Raw genomic sequence first — 17,328 nt, forward strand, 5'->3', positions numbered from 1 at the left:
GCACCTGTCAAACGTGTCTTTTACGCGGTCGGCCCAGTTATTTATAGGCAATATAAAAAGCCGCTCCGTTACGTTGGAGCGGCTGTGATCTACCCAAGCAACAACTGAGCAGGGTACAAAAACGAAAGTCGGTTAGAAAATAAAGTTAGTCGACAGGAATTTGGATTCATGTTCCCGGATAATCTGGTTCACAATCGCCTTGTTAGCCGTCGTATCTTTAGTGGCAACCACCGTCCGGATTGAAAACGCCCGCAGAGCATCTTCGACCGACAACGTACCCTCAGCCGAATCTTTACGGCCCGTGAAGGGAAACGTATCGGGACCGCGCTGACACTGGGCATTCAAGTTTACCCGGCTCACCTGATTCACCAGCGGGTCAATTAAGCGGGCCAGTTCATCAGGGTCAGAACCAAACAAGCTCACCTGCTGCCCGTGATCGGATGAGATAATGTACTCAATCGGCTGCTCCACATCGTTGAACGGCACAATGGGTACTACCGGCCCAAACTGCTCCTCGCGGTAGAGTTTCATGCCCTCGGCAACGGGGTACACCACGGCGGGGTAAAACAACGAGCCTGCGCCCGTTCCGCCCCCTTCGTTTATCACCCGCGCGCCCTGTGCTTTGGCATCGGCGATGCACTCCGTCAGGTAGTCGGGCTTTTGTGGTTCGGGCAAGGGGGTAATATTCGTCCCCTTTTCCCAGGGCATACCGAATTTCAACTCATTGACAGCCTCACTGAACTTCTGGAGGAACGCATCGGCCACCGACCGGTGCACCCAGATAATCTTGATGGCAGTGCAACGCTGCCCATTAAACGAAAGGGTACCCAGGATACACTCTTTCACGGTCAGGTCGAGGTCGGCATCGGGCAAAACCACGGCCGCGTTTTTGGCGTCGAGGCCCAAGACCGCCCGGAGCCGGTTGCTTTTCGGGTGCATCTTTTTCAGACTGTCCGCCACCCGGCTCGACCCAATGAGGGTTAATACGTTGATTTTACCCGACTGCATCAGGGCCGGCACCACAGAGGCTCCCCGTCCGTAAATGGTATTGACAACCCCGGCGGGGAAACACGACCGGAACGCTTCGAGCAAAGGATAGTGCAGGAGCGTTCCGTGCTTGGGGGGCTTAAACAAGATGGTATTCCCCATCAGAATCGCCGGAATGAGGGTGGTGTAGGTTTCGTTGAGCGGGTAGTTGAACGGCCCCATACACAACACAACGCCGAGCGGAGAACGCCGGATCTGCCCAATGATACCCTCGGTGATTTCGAACCTCGAACCGGCCCGGTCTACGTCTTTCAGGGCGTCGATGGTGTCATAAATGTACTGCACGGTCCGGTCGAATTCCTTCGTCGAATCAGCCAGCGTTTTACCGATCTCCCACATAAGCAGGTTCACCACCTGTTCTTTCTGCTCGATCATGCGACCCACAAAATTCTGCATGCAGCTAATGCGGTCGGCCACACTCATGGTTGGCCACTCACCGCGACCATTGTTGTAGGCCGCCACGGCTGCATCGAGGGCTTCGAGCGCCTGGGTATCGGTCGTTACGGGGTAACTGCCAATTACGGGCCGCTCCAGCGAACCATCGGGCTGACGGAGCATAACCGGCGACAACACATCGACCGTTGGGCCATCCCACGGCCGCATCTGACCGTTGATCAGATACTCACGCTGGTGGAGAGGTTCGAATTGGTAGGCACTCGGGACCTGGTCGATGGCCGGGAAAGCCGCCGACAGTTGCGATTGGGTAATGTTCATGTAATTATTCAGGTTTACCTGACGAGACCGGGCTGGATTGGGACAGAATCGACTCGAATTTCAGGTTCTAACTATAAAGACAGCGACCTAAATTAGTTCACGATCGATGGCGTAAAAAAACTACCTTTACCCGTATTAACCGTCCTGCAATTACCTTATGTCTTTACCACAGGATACCCAACTCCACCCAGAACTGGTGGAGAAACTTCATCAACTTTCCGAAAAATATGCCGCCATGGGGCAGGACATGACCTCCTACCTTGATGGGCTGCTACAAGCTGATTACCTCACGTACTGGGACTACGTGCACCTCGAAACTCTGCTCTCGCTCCAGAACCCCCGAACGGCTTATCCCGACGAGCTGATTTTTATCACGTATCACCAGATCACGGAACTGTACTTCAAACTGGTGAAGCACGAGATAACGCAGATTGGCTACCACCCGGCCCTGACTGCCCATTTTTTTACCGAACGAATGGAACGGATCAATCGCTACTTTGCCATTCTGGAGCAGTCATTCGCGATTATGGTCGAAGGAATGGACAAAGACCAATTTCTGAAGTTTCGGATGGCTCTGCTCCCATCGAGCGGGTTTCAGTCGGTGCAGTTCCGGCATATAGAAATTATGGCCACCCATTTCCGCAACCTGCTTAGCCCATCAGCGCCCATCCCCACCAACGCCCCGCTCGACCAACTGTACGAGTTTATTTACTGGAAACAGGGAGCGACCGAACTGGCCACCCAGCAAAAAACACTGACGCTGAAGCAGTTTGAGAAAAAATACGGTGATTCACTTGTGCGGCTTGCCACCGAGTATCAATCCCGAAACCTATACGCCTGCTGGTTGGGGTTGGCCGAGAAAGGCGAACAAACCGACGCCCTTGCCCGCCAGCTCCGTGACTTCGATCAGCGGGTCAATGTGCGGTGGAAACTCTCGCACCTGCGTTCGGCGGTGCGCTACCTCCACAAAACGCCCGAAGCGGTTGCAGCTACGGGCGGCACCAACTGGCAACGGTACCTGCCGCCTGTGGAGCAGCAACGGTTTTTCTTCCCGGATCTATGGACGCCGGAGGAACGCCAAAACTGGGGACGGAGCGCCGGTTAAGGCACTCCGAACCGATGTTTAGCGCCGATAACGCACCACTGAATACGTTTACTTTATCGCATAAAAAAAGGGCCGCCTGGCGGCCCTTTTTTACAGGTTAGTGTGGCTCGTATTATTGCAGAACAATGGTACGGGGCGAAGCCTCAGGGCGGGTGGCAATGGTAATCTGTTTTGAGGTTACATCCCGACCGTTCGATACTTCAACTGAATACTGACCATCGGGCAATTCGTCAATGCGAAACTTCATTGAGACCCGATCCTTGTTACGGCCAACCGTTTGCACGGCCATGGTCTCACCCGCCTTGTTTTTGAAACTGATGTGGACCGGGCCCCCTTCGCCTTTCTCCAGCATGACGTTAATCACGGATTGGCTCGTTGACGGATAAACGGCTGTTTGGTACGTGGCAAAGCTTTCAACTTTGCTTTTCTTGCCCGGTTTTTCGGGAGCAGCCGAAACGTTGGCGAATGATACAACACCCAAAGTCAGGGCCAGTGCGAGTGATTTGATGAACGTTTTCATGTGCGTATAGTAGTTGTTGTTTTTTGCCTTATTGACGATACAAAGATATAGGCCGTAAACAGTACCTTGCATTACAAAGTACATGAGCGGTTCGTTTCGGAACACGAACGGCAATCTGTCTGTTTACCTGAGCTAACGGACTCCACTTTTTTATGTTTTCAACCGCCGAAAAGCCCCTATTTCGGGCTCCTGCCCTGTTCAGCTCGTTTTCAAATCTCGTCGCAGCCGAGAGTACGCGGCACGGGGGCGTCAGCCCGGCTCCTTACCAATCGCTCAATCTGGGCTTGAATACGGCCGACAACCCACGCTTTGTTGAAGAAAACCGGCTTCGTTTCTTTTCGGCCCTGGCCATTGACCCCGAACGCGTGGCCACCTCACACCAGATACATGGTAAAGAGATTCTGGAAGCTACCGAGCCCGGCCGGTATGAGGGGTACGATGCCATCATCACCAACCAGCCAAACCTGTTTGTGGCCGTAAGCATTGCCGACTGCGTGCCTATCCTTGTGTACGACAGCAAAAACAAAGCGGTTGCCGCCATTCATGCAGGCTGGAAAGGTACCGTGGCCGAATTAGTCCGGCTTACACTCGAAACCATGCAGCAGCGTTACCACACCCGTCCCGGCGACTGCTATGCCTACGTGGGTACGTGTATCGACGAAACCTCGTTTGAAGTAGGGCCTGATGTGGCTGATCAGTTTGCGCCTGAGTTTAAGCGAGTGGATGAATTTACGCAACGGACATTTGTGAATCTGCGCTCGGCAAACACCCGCCAGTTAACCAATTTCGGCATTCCAACGGCTCAAATCGCCCTTTCGACCTATTCAACCGTGTTGAATAACGAAGACTATTTTTCGCATCGGTATGAAAGTGGACAAACCGGCCGATTGATGGCGATAATTGGCTTAAAATCTTAAACATTTAGAAAACTCAATCGTTCTTAACGGTAGATTACCCTATGGCAGGGTAACAATTCAACACTCAACGTTAATAAAGTCATGAGCTTCTTAATCTCCATTCTGGTTGGTGCCATTGCCGGTTGGCTGGCCGACCTCGTTTTCAAGCGGTTTTCGTTCTCTCTGCTGACCCAGATCCTTCTCGGTATCATTGGTGGTTTAATTGGTGGCTGGATTTTCGGTAATACGTTCACGACGGGTGCAAGCGGTATCCTCGACCGGATTCTGACTGCGTTTGTCGGAGCCGTCATTATTCTGGGTATTGCCGCCTTGATTAAAGGTAGCCGCCGAACGGTCTAACCAATCGGGCATATACTATATGAAAAAAGGGGCTGATTCGTCAGCCCCTTTTTTCGTGCAAACACGCCAGGTTTATCCTTTTTTCTGAACCAGCCATCCGAGTACCCCCATGGCAATGGCACAGATGGCCAGCCCACCCGACTCGCGGGCAAGCTCAATATTGAGCGTTTTCATGCCCATTTCATCCAACAGAAAACCCTCGAAATGCGGGGGCCACTGGTATGCGGCTGCTACCACGTACATAGCTGCCATCAGCCAGAAGAACCAGGGCCGGCCAGTGCCAAACAAGGCCATGACACTCGCTACAGCCGCCAATCCGTAGATCGGAATCCAGAGTTCGGGGTCGGGGTCGTTGTACTGAAACCCAGCGAACAGGGCAAACAATAGCGCAAATACGATGGAAAGTGATTTCAACATAAGGATATACGGTAAAGAAATTTAGGGACTCGGATTAAGGTAAGAAGCACCAAAAACCTTCTCGCCTACTCCATATTTCTTACGCCAACCGCCAATGGAGTTATTGACAGTACTGTGCAACGGCATTGACGGCATCAGCATATCCCAATTGCTTAGCTTGCTTCAGACTCAGACAGGCCGCATCGCGTTGGTTATTAAGCAACTGCGCCAGCCCTAAGCCGTAAAACGCTTTGCCAAATGCCGGATCGGCTTCGACTGATTTTTGAAAGTCGGCCAGGGCAGCCGGCAAATTTTTCTGGTTGAAATACAGATTACCCCGATTGTATAAAGCCAGGGCATTTTTTGGGTTCAACTCAATGGCCTTTGTAAAATCAGTGATGGCGGGCTGCACCTGACTCTGGGTCGCAAACAGCTGTCCCCGGTTCAGGTACAGATCCGAACTGGCCGAACGCGCGGTATCGGGTACAAGCCGGATGGCATCAGAATAATCTTTCAGAGCCCCTTCCAGATCGCTCTGGGCTATTTTGAGCAAGGCCCGGTTGTAATAAGGACGGTAAAAGTTGGGGGCCACCTGTATGGCCTGATCGTAGTCGAGCTGGGCGTTGCTGTATTCTTTTTGCTCGAAATACGCTACCCCCCGGGTGTTCAGGGCTTCGGCATTTTCTTCATCAGCCTCCACCGCCTGATTCAGGGCCGCAATGGCTTCACGGGTTTTACCTTCTTTCAAAAGTGCCCGACCTTGTTCGAGATACGCATCCGACGACGTACAGGCTTGTAGCAGGACGAGAACAAAACCTGCGTACCATGTATTTTTTAGATTCATTATTAACTTGAGCATCAATGGTTTTTCGGCTTAACAGCCAAAAAACCGGGTCCAAACAATCACAAAAGTACAACCAGACCTTTACAAACCCCGAAAATTGGTGTATGTTTGCATCGGCAAATCGGTGCTACCAGCTCCCGCTGAATCCCCCAGGTCTTGACCGAAGCAAGGGTAGGTGGTCGTAGCGGTGAGACATTCGATTTGCCTTTTTTTGTGTCCTTTCCCTTCCCTCCCCATGGAATTGACCCACACGCTCCGCGAGGCTTTCCTTGCCCGATTCAACGCTAATCCTACGCTTATCTGTTCGCCCGGCCGGGTCAACCTGATTGGTGAACATACCGATTATAATGAAGGATTTGTGCTACCGGCGGCTATCGACAAAGCGATTTATCTGGCTGTTGGTGCCCGCCCCGACGATCAGTTGCACCTTGTAGCCGCCGACCTGAACGAGACCTTTACCGGGTCGGTGGGTTCGCTACAGAAAACAAACTCTTGGGCCGATTACCTGCTGGGCGTGGTAAGTGAGTTTGCGCAAGCCGGATTGCCGGTAGGCGGCATGAACATCGTTTTTGGTGGTACGATTCCGATTGGCTCGGGCTTATCCTCGTCGGCGGCCCTCGAAAACGGCGTCGCCCTCGCGCTTGACCACCTGTACAACCACGACCAAACTGACCGTTTGCACATGGTGAAGCTGACCCAGCGGGCCGAAAACCGGTTTGTGGGCGTACAATGCGGGATCATGGATCAGTTTGCAAGCATGATGGGGCGGGCCAACCACGTGATTAAGCTCGACTGCCGCTCGCTCGAATACGCCTACGCCCCCTTGCAAATGGATGGGATTCGGATTGTCCTCTGCGACTCGCGGGTGAAACACTCGCTGGCGGCATCGGAATACAACACCCGCCGGGCAGAGTGTGAGGCTGGTGTCCGAATCGTACGGGCTGCGTACGGCGACACGATCCACAGCCTGCGCGATGTGACAATGGACATGCTTGATGCCCAGCTGCGCGACCGCGAGCCCCTGCTCTATCGGCGTTGTGCCTACGTAGTGCAGGAAAACGAGCGGCTCCTGAGCGCCGTAGGTCACTTAGACGCCGGTAATCTCGACGCGTTTGGCCAACTCATGTACGGTTCACACGAGGGGTTGAGCCACTGGTACGAAGTGAGTTGCCCTGAGCTGGATATCCTGGTCGATATTGCGCGTACCGTTCCGGGTGTACTGGGAGCCCGCATGATGGGCGGGGGGTTTGGCGGCTGTACGATCAATCTGGTTCGGGCCGAGGCACTCGATGCCTTCACCACAACGATGCTGGAGCAGTTCCGGGCCCGCACCGGTACCGACACGCTGATTCATACCTGCCAGATTCAGAATGGCACGCACCTTCTCTAACATTCCTTTATTTTTGTACAAAATCAGACTGACTCTATGAAATTTTTCATCGATACGGCAAATCTGGCCGAAATTCGTGAAGCGCAGGACATGGGTATCCTCGACGGTGTAACCACTAACCCGTCACTCATGGCCAAAGAAGGTATCACCGGCAAAGACAACGTGCTGCGTCACTACAAGCAAATCTGCGACATTGTAGAGGGCGACGTAAGTGCCGAAGTTATTGCGACGACGTTTGACGAAATGATTCGCGAAGGCGAGGAGTTGGCCGAACTCGACGAGAACATCGTGGTTAAAGTGCCGATGATCAAAGACGGCGTTAAAGCGATCAAGTACTTCTCCGAAAAAGGTATCCGCACTAACTGTACACTTGTTTTCTCGGCGGGTCAGGCTTTGCTGGCTGCTAAAGCCGGGGCTTCGTACGTATCACCGTTTGTGGGTCGGCTCGACGATATTTCGACCGATGGTATCGCGCTGATCGAGCAGATTGTGGGAATTTACCGGAATTACGGCTATACCACTGAGGTGTTGGCCGCTTCGGTACGGCACCCGATGCACCTGATTCAGTGCGCCGAAATTGGTGCCGACGTGATGACGGGCCCGTTGAGCGTTATCAAAGCCCTGCTCAACCACCCCCTCACTGATATTGGCCTCGCCAAATTCCTGGAAGACAACAAGAAGGCAGCAAATAAATAAGTTTTCGGTTTGCGGTTTATAGTTTACAGTTAATGCTGATGGCAACGTGATTCCCGTTAGATATTGTGAACTATAAACCGTAAACTGTAAACCGTAAACTTTCTCTATGTTCAGCACCGAACCCGTTCTGATGCTCGAAAGAGCCGACATTTTTCAGGATACGAAGCTGATTCTGGGCGATATTAGTTTCTCGATTCAGAAAGGTGAATTCGTGTATCTGATCGGCCGGACAGGCAGTGGAAAGACATCTCTGCTCAAGACGCTCTACGCCGACCTGAAACTGCAGAGCGGACAGGGAAACGTTGCCGGCACACCTTTGCACCGGATCGATAAAAAGCAGATTCCGTTTCTACGCCGGAAAATTGGTATCGTGTTTCAGGATTTCCAGCTGTTCTTCGACCGCAATGTGGAAGAGAACCTGCGCTTTGTGCTGAAAGCAACGGGCTGGACCGACAAGAAAAAAATGACCGACCGTATTTCCGAAGTGCTGATGCAGGTCGGGCTGGGTACGGCTCAGCGTAAAATGCCCCATCAGCTCTCAGGGGGTGAGCAGCAACGGGTGGTCATTGCCCGTGCCATGCTCAACGAACCGCAGATTCTGATTGCCGACGAGCCCACGGGTAACCTCGACCCGGCTGTATCGGATCAGATTATGCAGGTATTTCGGGCCATCAACAATGCCGGAACCGCTATTCTGATGGCTACACACAACTACGAACTCCTCACCCGCTACCCCGCCCGCACACTCCGCGTAGGCGAAGGAACAGTAGAGGAAGTGCCCCCCGGAACCCGGTTTTGAGGTAAATAGCACAACGAAAAAGGGAGAAAGCAGAAAGGAAAAGGCATTGCGCCCGTTCTTTCTGCTTTCTCCCTTTTCTGTTTTATACCCCTACTTCGACCGTAAATACACAAACGGCACCACCATTTCTTCCAACGAAACACCCCCGTGCTGGAACGTATCGCGGTAGTAGTTCACGTAGTAATTGTAGTTGTTGGGGTACGCAAAGAAGTAATCTTCCATAGTAAAGACGTAGGCCGTCGATACGTTAGGCTTGGGCAGGAACAACCGCTCGGGCTTACGGGCCACAAACAGGTGGTTATCATCAAAGCCCAGATTCTTACCCTGCTTATACCGCAGGTTGGTATTGGTTTCGCGGTAACCCACAATCTTGGCCGGTTTCTGCACCCGAATCATGCCGTGGTCGGTGGTTACGATCAGGCGGCCCCCTTTGTCGGCAATCTTACGCAGTAGTTCGAGTAAGGGTGAGTGCTGAATCCATGACCGAGTGATAGAGCGATAAGCGGCCTCGTCGGGGGCCAGTTCCTTAATCATGGCCATATCGGTACGGGCGTGGCTGAGCATATCCACGAAGTTGTAAACAATCACGTTCAGCGGATTCTGCATCAGGTTGCTCACGTTATCAACGAGTGCCTTGCCCTGGTTGATATTCAGAATCTTGTTGTACGACATTTTCACGTTCAGGCGGCTCTTGTCGAGTTGCCGACGCAAAAACTCTTCTTCGTGGTTATTGAGTCCCTCCTCGTCGTTGTCGTCATTCACCCACAGGTCGGGGTGTTGCTTTTCCATTTCGCTCGGCATCATGCCTGAGAAAATAGCGTTGCGGGCAAAGGCCGTAGTCGTAGGCAGGATAGAGTAGTACGACGACTCCTCTTCGACCGTAAAATAATCGGTCAGAATCGGCTCAATTACCTTCCACTGGTCGTAACGCAGGTTGTCGATGAGCAGAAAAAAGAGCGGCTTGGTCGAAGCCGTGTCGGCTTCAACAAGCGGAAATACTTTTTTACGCATCAACTGGTGCGACATCAAGGGCTTGTCGATTTTGGGGTCGTTGAGCCAGTCTTCGTAGTTTTCCTCGATGAATTTACAGAAGTTCGAGTTGGCCTCACTTTTCTGCATATTGAGCACTTCGCCCATGCTTTTATCCTGAGCCCCATCGAGCTCCAACTCCCAGAAAATAAGCTTCTTATAAATTTCGGCCCACTCCTCATGCCCGATGCGGTCGTTGTACTGCATCGAAATGTTCCGAAAATCCTGCTGATAGCCGATGTTGGTCCGTTCGGTCACGAGCCGCTTGTTGTCGAGGTTCTTTTTGAGCGACAACAGCAACTGGTTCGGGTTAATTGGCTTGATAAGGTAGTCGGCAATTTTCGACCCGATGGCCTCTTCCATGATGTGCTCCTCTTCGCTCTTGGTAATCATCACCACGGGCATGTTGGGCCGCATCTGTTTGATTTGGGCGAGTGTTTCGAGTCCGGTCATACCGGGCATCATTTCGTCGAGCAAAACCAGATCATACTTCTCCTGCTCCACCTGCTCCAGCGCATCGGCCCCGCTATTTACGGGCGTCACTGTGTAGCCCTTGTTTTTGAGAAACATGATGTGTGGCTTGAGCAGATCGATTTCGTCGTCGGCCCAAAGGATGGAATATTGCTGCATAACTGTATGGTTTCGTAGTAAAATAGCCCCTCGTCGGGGGCTGGTTCATCAATTAGAACGACCGACCCGGCCGGTTCTTGCTTAACCTACTAACGGAAGGGAGTGTTTAGGCATCCCATCCGCCGGGTCTATTTAAGGTTTTTTATGAGTTAGCTCCCAGTTCTGGGCTAGCCCAAACGGGCGCAAGAAGCACCTGTAAATCAAGCAGTGAATAGACGTTTGTGGGCGAAAACCCGAGCAATCGGGCCGCCGTTTGGTACACAAAAACCGGGCTATTTCCCGATTCGCGCAGGGCCCGCAACGAGGTGCTTCCCGCCGATTTCGATAGCTTTTGACCACCTGAATCGGTCAGCAACGGGTGGTGCCAGATGGTCGTTTGCGCAAATCGGTCGTCGTTGAGTAAGGTTCCCAGAAACAGCTGAATGGCGGTCGACTCGCGCAGGTCTTCGCCCCGCACGATGTGCGTAACGCCGAAATGGCAATCGTCGGTAAGGGAAGCCACCTGATACGCCGGGATACCATCGCGCCGACGCACCACAAAATCCGTAATCGGCAGATGATCGGGTACCCGCACGCGCCACGGCACATCGGGCGTACGGAGCGAGAGGTTTTGGGCGCGCATGAGCCGGATAGCTTCGGCCTCACCCAGGCTACGAATCTGCTGACGCGAAAAATCGGACGCATACACCACGCCCCGCCGAACCAGCCGGGTCAGCATTTGGCGATACAAGGGCAGGCGGTGCCGCTGCGACCAATGCCGCTCAAAATCGTCGGGACCGGTAGGGCCTACGTCGTAACGTAAACCAAGCCAGTCGAGGGTAAAAAACACATCGTCGACGTACTCGGGGCGTTTCCGATCGGCATCCAGATCGTCAATGCGCAGCAAAATAGGGGCAGCTAATGCTTGCGCCCACAGATACGTCAAGACAAAATTGACGCCATTACCGATATGCAGGAATCCGGAAGGCGTTGGAGCGTAACGAAACATAGCAGTAAACAACGAACAGTGAACAACAAACAGTTATTCTATAAGATCTAGAGTGACTTGTTGGTTGTTCACTGCTGACTGTTGGTTGTTCGTTGTTCACTGTTCGTTGTTCACTGTTAGCTTTTCCAAATCTTCCGGTGTATCAATACCATAACTCTCCAGTTCGGTGGTGACAACCCGGATTCGGTAGCCGTTTTCGAGCCATCGGAGTTGTTCAAGGGCTTCGGCCCGTTCAAGTGCCGAGGGCGGCAGTTGGGTAATCTGCGCCAGTACGTCGGTACGATACGCGTACAGGCCAATGTGTTTATAGTATGTATGGTGCCGCAGCCACTCCTCTGTGGTGCGGTCGCGCTGATACGGGATCGGCTGGCGGCTGAAATACAGAGCCTCACCCGTCTGACTTACCACCACCTTAGGCGAGTTCGGATTGAACAGCGTGTGGGCGTCGGTGATGGCCTTCACCAGCGTTGCCAGCTCGGTGGTACCGTCGAGTACCGATGTCAGCAGCTGGATCTGTTGAGGCTGAATAAACGGCTCGTCGCCCTGAATATTCACGACATAATCGAACGGCTCTCCCAGCGCCGTGAGAGCCTCCTGACACCGGTCGGTACCGCTCTGATGATGCGTGCTCGTCATAACCACCTCGCCCCCAAAATCGGCCACGTGCGCCCGGATCCGTTCATCGTCGGTAGCCACCACCACCCGGCTGAGCGACGGCGTCTGACGGGCCTGCTCCACGACCCGCTGAATCATACTTTTACCGTTAATATCGGCCAACGCCTTCGCCGGAAAACGTGTAGATGCGTAGCGGGCCGGAATGAGTCCGAGAATCTTCATGGCCGTAAACATACGGAATTGTACGGGCTGATTGGATTTGAAATAACCCCCGGAAACCATAATTTTACGCAAGGACATGCCCAATAAGGTACGTCTGCGCCTTTTTTGAACGTTACTTACCCATGAAATCCCTACTTGCCTTTGCAACCCTGGGTTTGCTGTTGCCCGGTGGAATTCAGGCAGCTTCACTCTCCGATTTCCCTCTCCGCCCCACCAACCACACCACTGTCGACTCGATTGGGGTCGAGAAGCGCGACGGCAAGCGGTTTATACTGCACCGGGTTAATCAGGGGCAAACGCTCTATGCCATTGCCCGCCGGTACAATACCTCTGTTGAAGTCATAAAATCGGCGAACCCCGACCTGAAAGATGCGCTTCAGTACAATCAGGTGGTGCGTATTCCGTTGCCCGAACTGAGCCGACGCGAAGAGCGAGCGGCCGAACGGGCGGCCCGGCGTGAAGAAAAAGCGGCTCGCAAGGCCGACAAAGACGACGAGCAACTGATGAAGCCGACTGAACCGGCATCCAAAACAGAGACCAGGACGGCGAAGCCCGAAACCAAAGAAGCTGAGACGCGCAAAGCGGCCGATACCCACGTGGTTGAGCCGGGCCAAACGCTGTACAGCCTGGCAGTTAAATATCAGGTACTCATGGCCGACCTACGCCGGTGGAACAACCTTACCTCAGATAATATTCAGTTGGGGCAAACCCTGATCGTGTCGGAAAAAGGCTTTACTGCTCGCAACGCCAGCCGACCAGCAAACACCGAGGCTGCCAAAACCGAACCGGCCGCCAAAGCCCCCGAACCAAAGCCCGAAGCGCCGAAAAAAGAATTGGCCAAGGCCGAGACGAAACCAGAAGCACCGGCCCGCCCGGCCGAGGAGCGCCCCATCCGACCCGGTGAGTCGGGCAACAACCTACCTGCCAAAGGCCGCCGAATGGCCGAAATCGGGATGGCCGAGCGCATCGACTCCGACGACTCTTCGAACAAATACCTTGCCCTGCACCGCACCGCGCCTATTGGCTCACTGGTGCAGGTTCGCAACGACATTAGCAACCAGAGCCTGTGGGTAAAGGTGATTGGCCGGCTGCCCAATACCGGCGTCAATGAGCGGGTGCTGATCAAGTTATCGTCAAAAGCCTTTTCGAAACTTTCGCCCAACAATCAGAGTTTTCGGGCTGAGGTCAGTTATATGGTGCCTTAAAAAGTTTACAGTTTACGGTTTAGAGTTTCCAGTTAGCTGACGCACCAGGAACGCTTCGCGCAACTGCATCACAGAATAACTGAAAACCGTAAACTGAAGACTGTAAACTAAAATTTACAGACGATGAATTCAAAAGAAGAGCGTATTGCCCGGCGGCACCGGTTGCGCGACGAGCGGATGAAAGCCACACCGGGTTATAAAGTGTTCAGCGTTATGTTTACGATCGGCTACCCGTTTGTGGCCGTGTTTACAACTGTGTTTTCAGGGATTCTGGCCTTCTTTTCGGCCATTTCACGCGGAATAGCCTGGATTGTCAGCGGAGGAAAAAGCCGATGAGCCCCGACATTATCGATTTGTTGAACGTCAAGGCCGATGGGTACAATCGGCCTTCTTTTATTGCCAAAGACCCCGTCAGCATTCCCCATCGGTTTCAGTTGCAGCAAGACATTGAGATCATGGGCTTCTGGGCGGCCATTCTGGCCTGGGGGCAACGGCCGGTGATTCTGAAGAAAGCAGCCGAACTGATCGACCTGATGGACGGAGCCCCGTACGATTTTGTGCTCAACCACGACGAGCACGATCTGGCGCGGTTTGCCGCTTTCAAACACCGCACGTTCAACTTCACCGACACCGCGTATTTTCTGTCGTTTTTTCAGACATACTACCGGCAGCACAACTCGCTCGAAGATGCGTTTCTCCCACCCGACGGGGCAACCAACGACACTACGGTCCGGCGGCATCTCGAACACTTTCATGACCAGTTTTGTAGCCTGCCCCATTTTACCCCACGCACCCGCAAGCACATTGCCACACCGGCCCGTAATTCGTCGTGCAAACGGCTGCTGATGTTTCTGCGCTGGATGGTCCGACGCGACCACAACGGAGTCGATTTTGGGCTCTGGACCCGTATCCGGCCCGATCAGCTCGTGATTCCGATTGATGTGCACGTAGGCCGTGTAGCCAACCTGCTGGGGCTCCTCCCCCAACGGTCGACGGCCACCCATTCGCCCGACTGGAACACGGCCGTTGCCCTGACCGAAACCCTGCGCCAACTCGACCCCACCGACCCGGTTCGGTACGATTTTGCCCTCTTTGGGCTGGGTGTCGAAGGCGAAATGTAGGTCTGAAGGGTAAAAAACGTAAACAACCCGACTTACTTTTGGGTAGCCTTTGTACATCCTCTGTCCCGATTTTACTGCCGATCTGATATGCTATTTTCTATCGACACTCAGCCTTTTGGCGTTTTACCAACTGCCGAAACGAGCGAACCCATCCTCGAATACTTTGTTAAATACACCGAAACCGGCGAAGGCTTTTCGGTACTTCCCGCCTATGGCGGCATTCTGCGCCAACTGGTTCTGGGCCCCAAATCACTGCTCATCAATGTGCTGCGTGCTCCCGACTCGCCACAAGCTCTGTTTACCGACGAAACCTACGCGAGTGCGTTGCTCTACCCGTTTCCGAGTCGGATTCGGCATGGTATTTACCGGTTTGAGGGCGAAGAGTACGCCCTGCCCATGAACGAAACCGCCCGCGACAATGCCATCCACGGCTTGGTACACCCGCAGCCGTTTGAAGTGATCGGGCAGGAAATAACCGACCAGAAAGCCCAACTGACCATCCGCTACACCAACGCCGAACCAATCAAAGGGTATCCGTTTCCGTTTTCGCTGACAGTTTCGTACATCCTGACTCCCCCCCCGGCCGATCAGCCCAATCAGTCGTGTACGCTGACACTCGATTTTTCGGCGCTCAATACCGGCGATACGCGCTGCCCGGCTTCGTTTGGGTGGCACCCGTATTTTAGTCTGAACGGTGAAGACACCGACGCGCTGACCATCGATATGCCAGTAAGCGAACTGATTCACCTCGACGAAAACCTATTACCGACCGGCCGATCACCGTTTGAGGATCAGGGCATTCTGGCCCTGCGCGACCGGAACCTGGACAATGCGTTTCGGGTGGTATCGAAGCCCGAGGGTGTTACGACAGTGTTGCACTCGCCCCGGCAGCAACTTTCCCTGCACGTTTGGCAAGACCCGGCCTTTCCGTATCTGGTAGTGTACACGCCCGGTCGGCGCGACCACATTGCCATTGAACCGCTGACAGCCAATGTCAACGCCTTCAATAACAACGAGGGGCTTTCGGTACTCGAACCCGGCGACGCACTCCAGGGGCAAATCAAAGTCTGGGTTCAGTAATCTAAAGGCAACAAAAAACCGGGCAAGCGGCCTCGCTTGCCCGGTTTTTTGTTCGGCACTCTACCGGCGGGCCGTTTGGCGGTAGTATTTCATGGCGTCGGGGAGTTGATTCTGAATATCCCGAATCCGGCGCGAATCAGATGGGTGCGTCGACAGAAACTCAGGGGGTTTCTGACCACTGCCAGCGCGGGCCATTCGAGTCCAGAACCCAACGGCTTCGTTTGGATTATAACCCGCCATCGCCATAAAAATAAGCCCGAGCTTGTCGGCCTCCAGCTCCTGTTTCCGGCTATGCGGCAACGCCCGACCTACCTGATAGGCAATGGGCAACACCGCACCGGCCGCCTGTAGCAGCATGGCGCTCGTTTGTTGCGGGCGCGACTGGGCTACGGCTCCGAGCGCAAGCTGACCACCCTGCAACAGGTTGCTGGCAATCAGGCTCTCGCTCATTCGCTCATTACCATGTTCGGCAATGGCGTGCGAAATTTCGTGCCCCATTACGGTAGCTACCCCGGCTTCGTTTTGGGTGTAAGGCAAAATTCCCGTATAAAAAGCCACCTTCCCGCCGGGCATACACCAGGCGTTTACCTGTGGGCTCTGAATGAGAGCAAACTCCCACTGAAACCCTTCGAGCCGGTCGGCAAAATTATTGGCACGCAGGTAGCTTTCCATAGCGGTACGGAGCCGGTTGCCCACGCGCTGAATCATCTGGGCATCGTTGCCGGAACGAATTACCCGGCTTGTATCGAGCACACCCCGGTAATTACTAAAGCTGAGCGGAAGGAGTTCGCTGTTCGGAACCAGCAGTAACTGCTTACGACCTGAAAGAGGTACGCGCTGGCAACCAATCGCCAGGGCGAGGGCCAACGTCATCATCATTACTTTTTTCATCGTTCGTGTCTGGTTGAGTAAATCCCTATGGTACAAAAGCGGTCCAGAACCCCGATTTGTTCAGCTTTTTTAGAATGAGGTTCGGTCGACCCATGGATACTCCTTAGATTTGTGACGCATCTAAACGTTAACGCGGCTGGCCAACCGGTCGCTGCCCTGGTCGAGTATGAAGATTATCTGCGTGGGGCGTAACTACGCCGAACACATTCGGGAGCTGAACAACGAGCAACCCGATGATCCTGTGATTTTTCTGAAGCCCGAAACGGCCGTTCCCCTAAAAAACGAGCCTTTTTTCTACCCCGACTTCTCAAACGACGTACACCACGAGGTTGAGATTCTGGTAAAAATCAACCGGGTTGGCAAAAACATTGACCCTAAGTTTGCCCATAAATACTACGACGAAATCGGGATCGGTATTGACTTCACAGCCCGCGATGTACAGAGCAAACTGAAAGCAAAGGGCCTCCCCTGGGAACTGGCCAAAGCCTTCAATGGCTCGGCTCCTATCTCGCCGTTTGTCCCTAAAACCGAATTCACCGATCTGAACAACATCAATTTCCGGCTCGACGTAAACGGCGAGACCCGGCAGCAGGGCAACACCAGCCTTATGTTGTTCAAGATTGATTACCTCATCTCGTTTGTGTCGCGGTATTTTCTGCTTCAGAAAGGCGACATTCTGTTTACGGGTACGCCCAAGGGGGTGGGTCCGGTTCAGGTAGGCGATACTCTGACGGCCTATATTGAAGACCGTAAGCTCCTGGAAATTGGGGTGAAATAAGC

Annotated in this window: 19 protein-coding genes; 11 read left to right on the plus strand and 8 right to left on the minus strand. The window is 53.5% G+C overall.

Annotated features, from left to right (window positions below; translation table 11 throughout):
* Window positions 1-132: 132 nt before the first annotated feature.
* Window positions 133-1,761 (minus strand): NADP-dependent glyceraldehyde-3-phosphate dehydrogenase, encoded by a 1,629-nt coding sequence (locus RUDLU_RS0103240; protein WP_019986914.1) that lies wholly within the window; start codon window positions 1,759-1,761, stop codon window positions 133-135.
* Window positions 1,762-1,918: 157 nt separating this feature from the next.
* Here RUDLU_RS0103240 and RUDLU_RS0103245 point away from each other — a divergent pair, with 157 nt between their 5' ends.
* Window positions 1,919-2,866, plus strand: coding sequence for a tryptophan 2,3-dioxygenase family protein (locus RUDLU_RS0103245; RefSeq protein ID WP_157580078.1), 948 nt, complete (start codon window positions 1,919-1,921; stop codon window positions 2,864-2,866).
* A 112-nt stretch (window positions 2,867-2,978) separates the two neighbouring features.
* On the opposite strand, the gene RUDLU_RS0103250 is transcribed toward RUDLU_RS0103245, so the two are convergent.
* Window positions 2,979-3,386 (minus strand): hypothetical protein, encoded by a 408-nt coding sequence (locus tag RUDLU_RS0103250; protein ID WP_027302715.1) that lies wholly within the window; start codon window positions 3,384-3,386, stop codon window positions 2,979-2,981.
* Between the two features lie 152 nt (window positions 3,387-3,538).
* On the opposite strand from RUDLU_RS0103250, the gene pgeF reads away from it, so the two are divergent.
* Both pgeF and RUDLU_RS0103260 read left to right on the plus strand, forming a co-directional pair.
* Complete coding sequence (gene pgeF / locus RUDLU_RS0103255) at window positions 3,539-4,303, plus strand: peptidoglycan editing factor PgeF (protein ID WP_019986917.1); 765 nt, start codon at window positions 3,539-3,541, stop codon at window positions 4,301-4,303.
* 81 nt (window positions 4,304-4,384) lie between these two features.
* Window positions 4,385-4,642, plus strand: a complete 258-nt coding sequence (locus RUDLU_RS0103260) for a GlsB/YeaQ/YmgE family stress response membrane protein (protein WP_019986918.1) — start codon at window positions 4,385-4,387, stop codon at window positions 4,640-4,642.
* 72 nt (window positions 4,643-4,714) lie between these two features.
* Here the strand turns inward: RUDLU_RS0103260 and RUDLU_RS0103265 are convergent, their stop codons facing one another.
* Complete coding sequence (locus RUDLU_RS0103265) at window positions 4,715-5,059, minus strand: transmembrane 220 family protein (protein WP_019986919.1); 345 nt, start codon at window positions 5,057-5,059, stop codon at window positions 4,715-4,717.
* A 100-nt stretch (window positions 5,060-5,159) separates the two neighbouring features.
* Window positions 5,160-5,882, minus strand: a complete 723-nt coding sequence (locus RUDLU_RS0103270) for a tetratricopeptide repeat protein (protein WP_019986920.1) — start codon at window positions 5,880-5,882, stop codon at window positions 5,160-5,162.
* Between the two features lie 235 nt (window positions 5,883-6,117).
* Here RUDLU_RS0103270 and galK point away from each other — a divergent pair, with 235 nt between their 5' ends.
* From galK to RUDLU_RS0103285, 3 genes are all read left to right on the plus strand, one after another.
* The gene (gene galK, locus RUDLU_RS0103275) at window positions 6,118-7,272 is read left to right on the plus strand and encodes a galactokinase (protein ID WP_019986921.1); all 1,155 of its coding nucleotides are present in this window, start codon (window positions 6,118-6,120) and stop codon (window positions 7,270-7,272) included.
* A gap of 36 nt (window positions 7,273-7,308) precedes the next feature.
* The gene (gene fsa, locus RUDLU_RS0103280) at window positions 7,309-7,968 is read left to right on the plus strand and encodes a fructose-6-phosphate aldolase (protein WP_019986922.1); all 660 of its coding nucleotides are present in this window, start codon (window positions 7,309-7,311) and stop codon (window positions 7,966-7,968) included.
* A gap of 106 nt (window positions 7,969-8,074) precedes the next feature.
* Window positions 8,075-8,767, plus strand: coding sequence for a cell division ATP-binding protein FtsE (locus tag RUDLU_RS0103285; protein WP_019986923.1), 693 nt, complete (start codon window positions 8,075-8,077; stop codon window positions 8,765-8,767).
* A gap of 90 nt (window positions 8,768-8,857) precedes the next feature.
* Here the strand turns inward: RUDLU_RS0103285 and porX are convergent, their stop codons facing one another.
* The 3 genes from porX to kdsB all read right to left on the minus strand — a co-directional run bounded on the left by porX (window position 8,858) and on the right by kdsB (window position 12,251).
* Complete coding sequence (gene porX, locus RUDLU_RS0103290; RefSeq protein WP_019986924.1) at window positions 8,858-10,426, minus strand: T9SS response regulator signal transducer PorX; 1,569 nt, start codon at window positions 10,424-10,426, stop codon at window positions 8,858-8,860.
* Between the two features lie 142 nt (window positions 10,427-10,568).
* The gene (locus RUDLU_RS26850; protein ID WP_019986925.1) at window positions 10,569-11,414 is read right to left on the minus strand and encodes a glutamate--tRNA ligase family protein; all 846 of its coding nucleotides are present in this window, start codon (window positions 11,412-11,414) and stop codon (window positions 10,569-10,571) included.
* Between the two features lie 96 nt (window positions 11,415-11,510).
* The gene (gene kdsB / locus RUDLU_RS0103300; RefSeq protein ID WP_044129818.1) at window positions 11,511-12,251 is read right to left on the minus strand and encodes a 3-deoxy-manno-octulosonate cytidylyltransferase; all 741 of its coding nucleotides are present in this window, start codon (window positions 12,249-12,251) and stop codon (window positions 11,511-11,513) included.
* A gap of 122 nt (window positions 12,252-12,373) precedes the next feature.
* Between kdsB and RUDLU_RS0103305 the strand changes: the two genes are divergently transcribed.
* The 4 genes from RUDLU_RS0103305 (at window position 12,374) to RUDLU_RS0103320 (ending at window position 15,657) form a co-directional block, all read left to right on the plus strand.
* Window positions 12,374-13,456, plus strand: coding sequence for a LysM peptidoglycan-binding domain-containing protein (locus tag RUDLU_RS0103305; RefSeq protein ID WP_019986927.1), 1,083 nt, complete (start codon window positions 12,374-12,376; stop codon window positions 13,454-13,456).
* 123 nt (window positions 13,457-13,579) lie between these two features.
* Window positions 13,580-13,792: a hypothetical protein gene (locus tag RUDLU_RS0103310; RefSeq protein WP_019986928.1), complete on the plus strand. Its 213-nt coding sequence runs from the start codon at window positions 13,580-13,582 to the stop codon at window positions 13,790-13,792.
* Entirely contained in the window at window positions 13,789-14,577 is a 789-nt protein-coding gene (locus RUDLU_RS0103315) for a TIGR02757 family protein (RefSeq protein ID WP_019986929.1), read from the plus strand. Before RUDLU_RS0103310 ends, RUDLU_RS0103315 begins: the two co-directional genes overlap by 4 nt.
* A gap of 87 nt (window positions 14,578-14,664) precedes the next feature.
* Window positions 14,665-15,657, plus strand: a complete 993-nt coding sequence (locus RUDLU_RS0103320) for an aldose 1-epimerase (protein WP_019986930.1) — start codon at window positions 14,665-14,667, stop codon at window positions 15,655-15,657.
* A 60-nt stretch (window positions 15,658-15,717) separates the two neighbouring features.
* Here RUDLU_RS0103320 and RUDLU_RS0103325 read toward each other — a convergent pair whose 3' ends face one another.
* Complete coding sequence (locus tag RUDLU_RS0103325) at window positions 15,718-16,548, minus strand: M48 family metallopeptidase (RefSeq protein WP_019986931.1); 831 nt, start codon at window positions 16,546-16,548, stop codon at window positions 15,718-15,720.
* Window positions 16,549-16,714: 166 nt separating this feature from the next.
* On the opposite strand from RUDLU_RS0103325, the gene RUDLU_RS0103330 reads away from it, so the two are divergent.
* Window positions 16,715-17,326, plus strand: a complete 612-nt coding sequence (locus tag RUDLU_RS0103330; protein WP_019986932.1) for a fumarylacetoacetate hydrolase family protein — start codon at window positions 16,715-16,717, stop codon at window positions 17,324-17,326.
* Window positions 17,327-17,328: the final 2 nt, after the last annotated feature.

Origin of the sequence: Rudanella lutea DSM 19387 (assembly GCF_000383955.1) — a bacterium.
In the GTDB taxonomy this organism is placed as follows: Bacteria; Bacteroidota; Bacteroidia; order Cytophagales; family Spirosomataceae; genus Rudanella; species Rudanella lutea.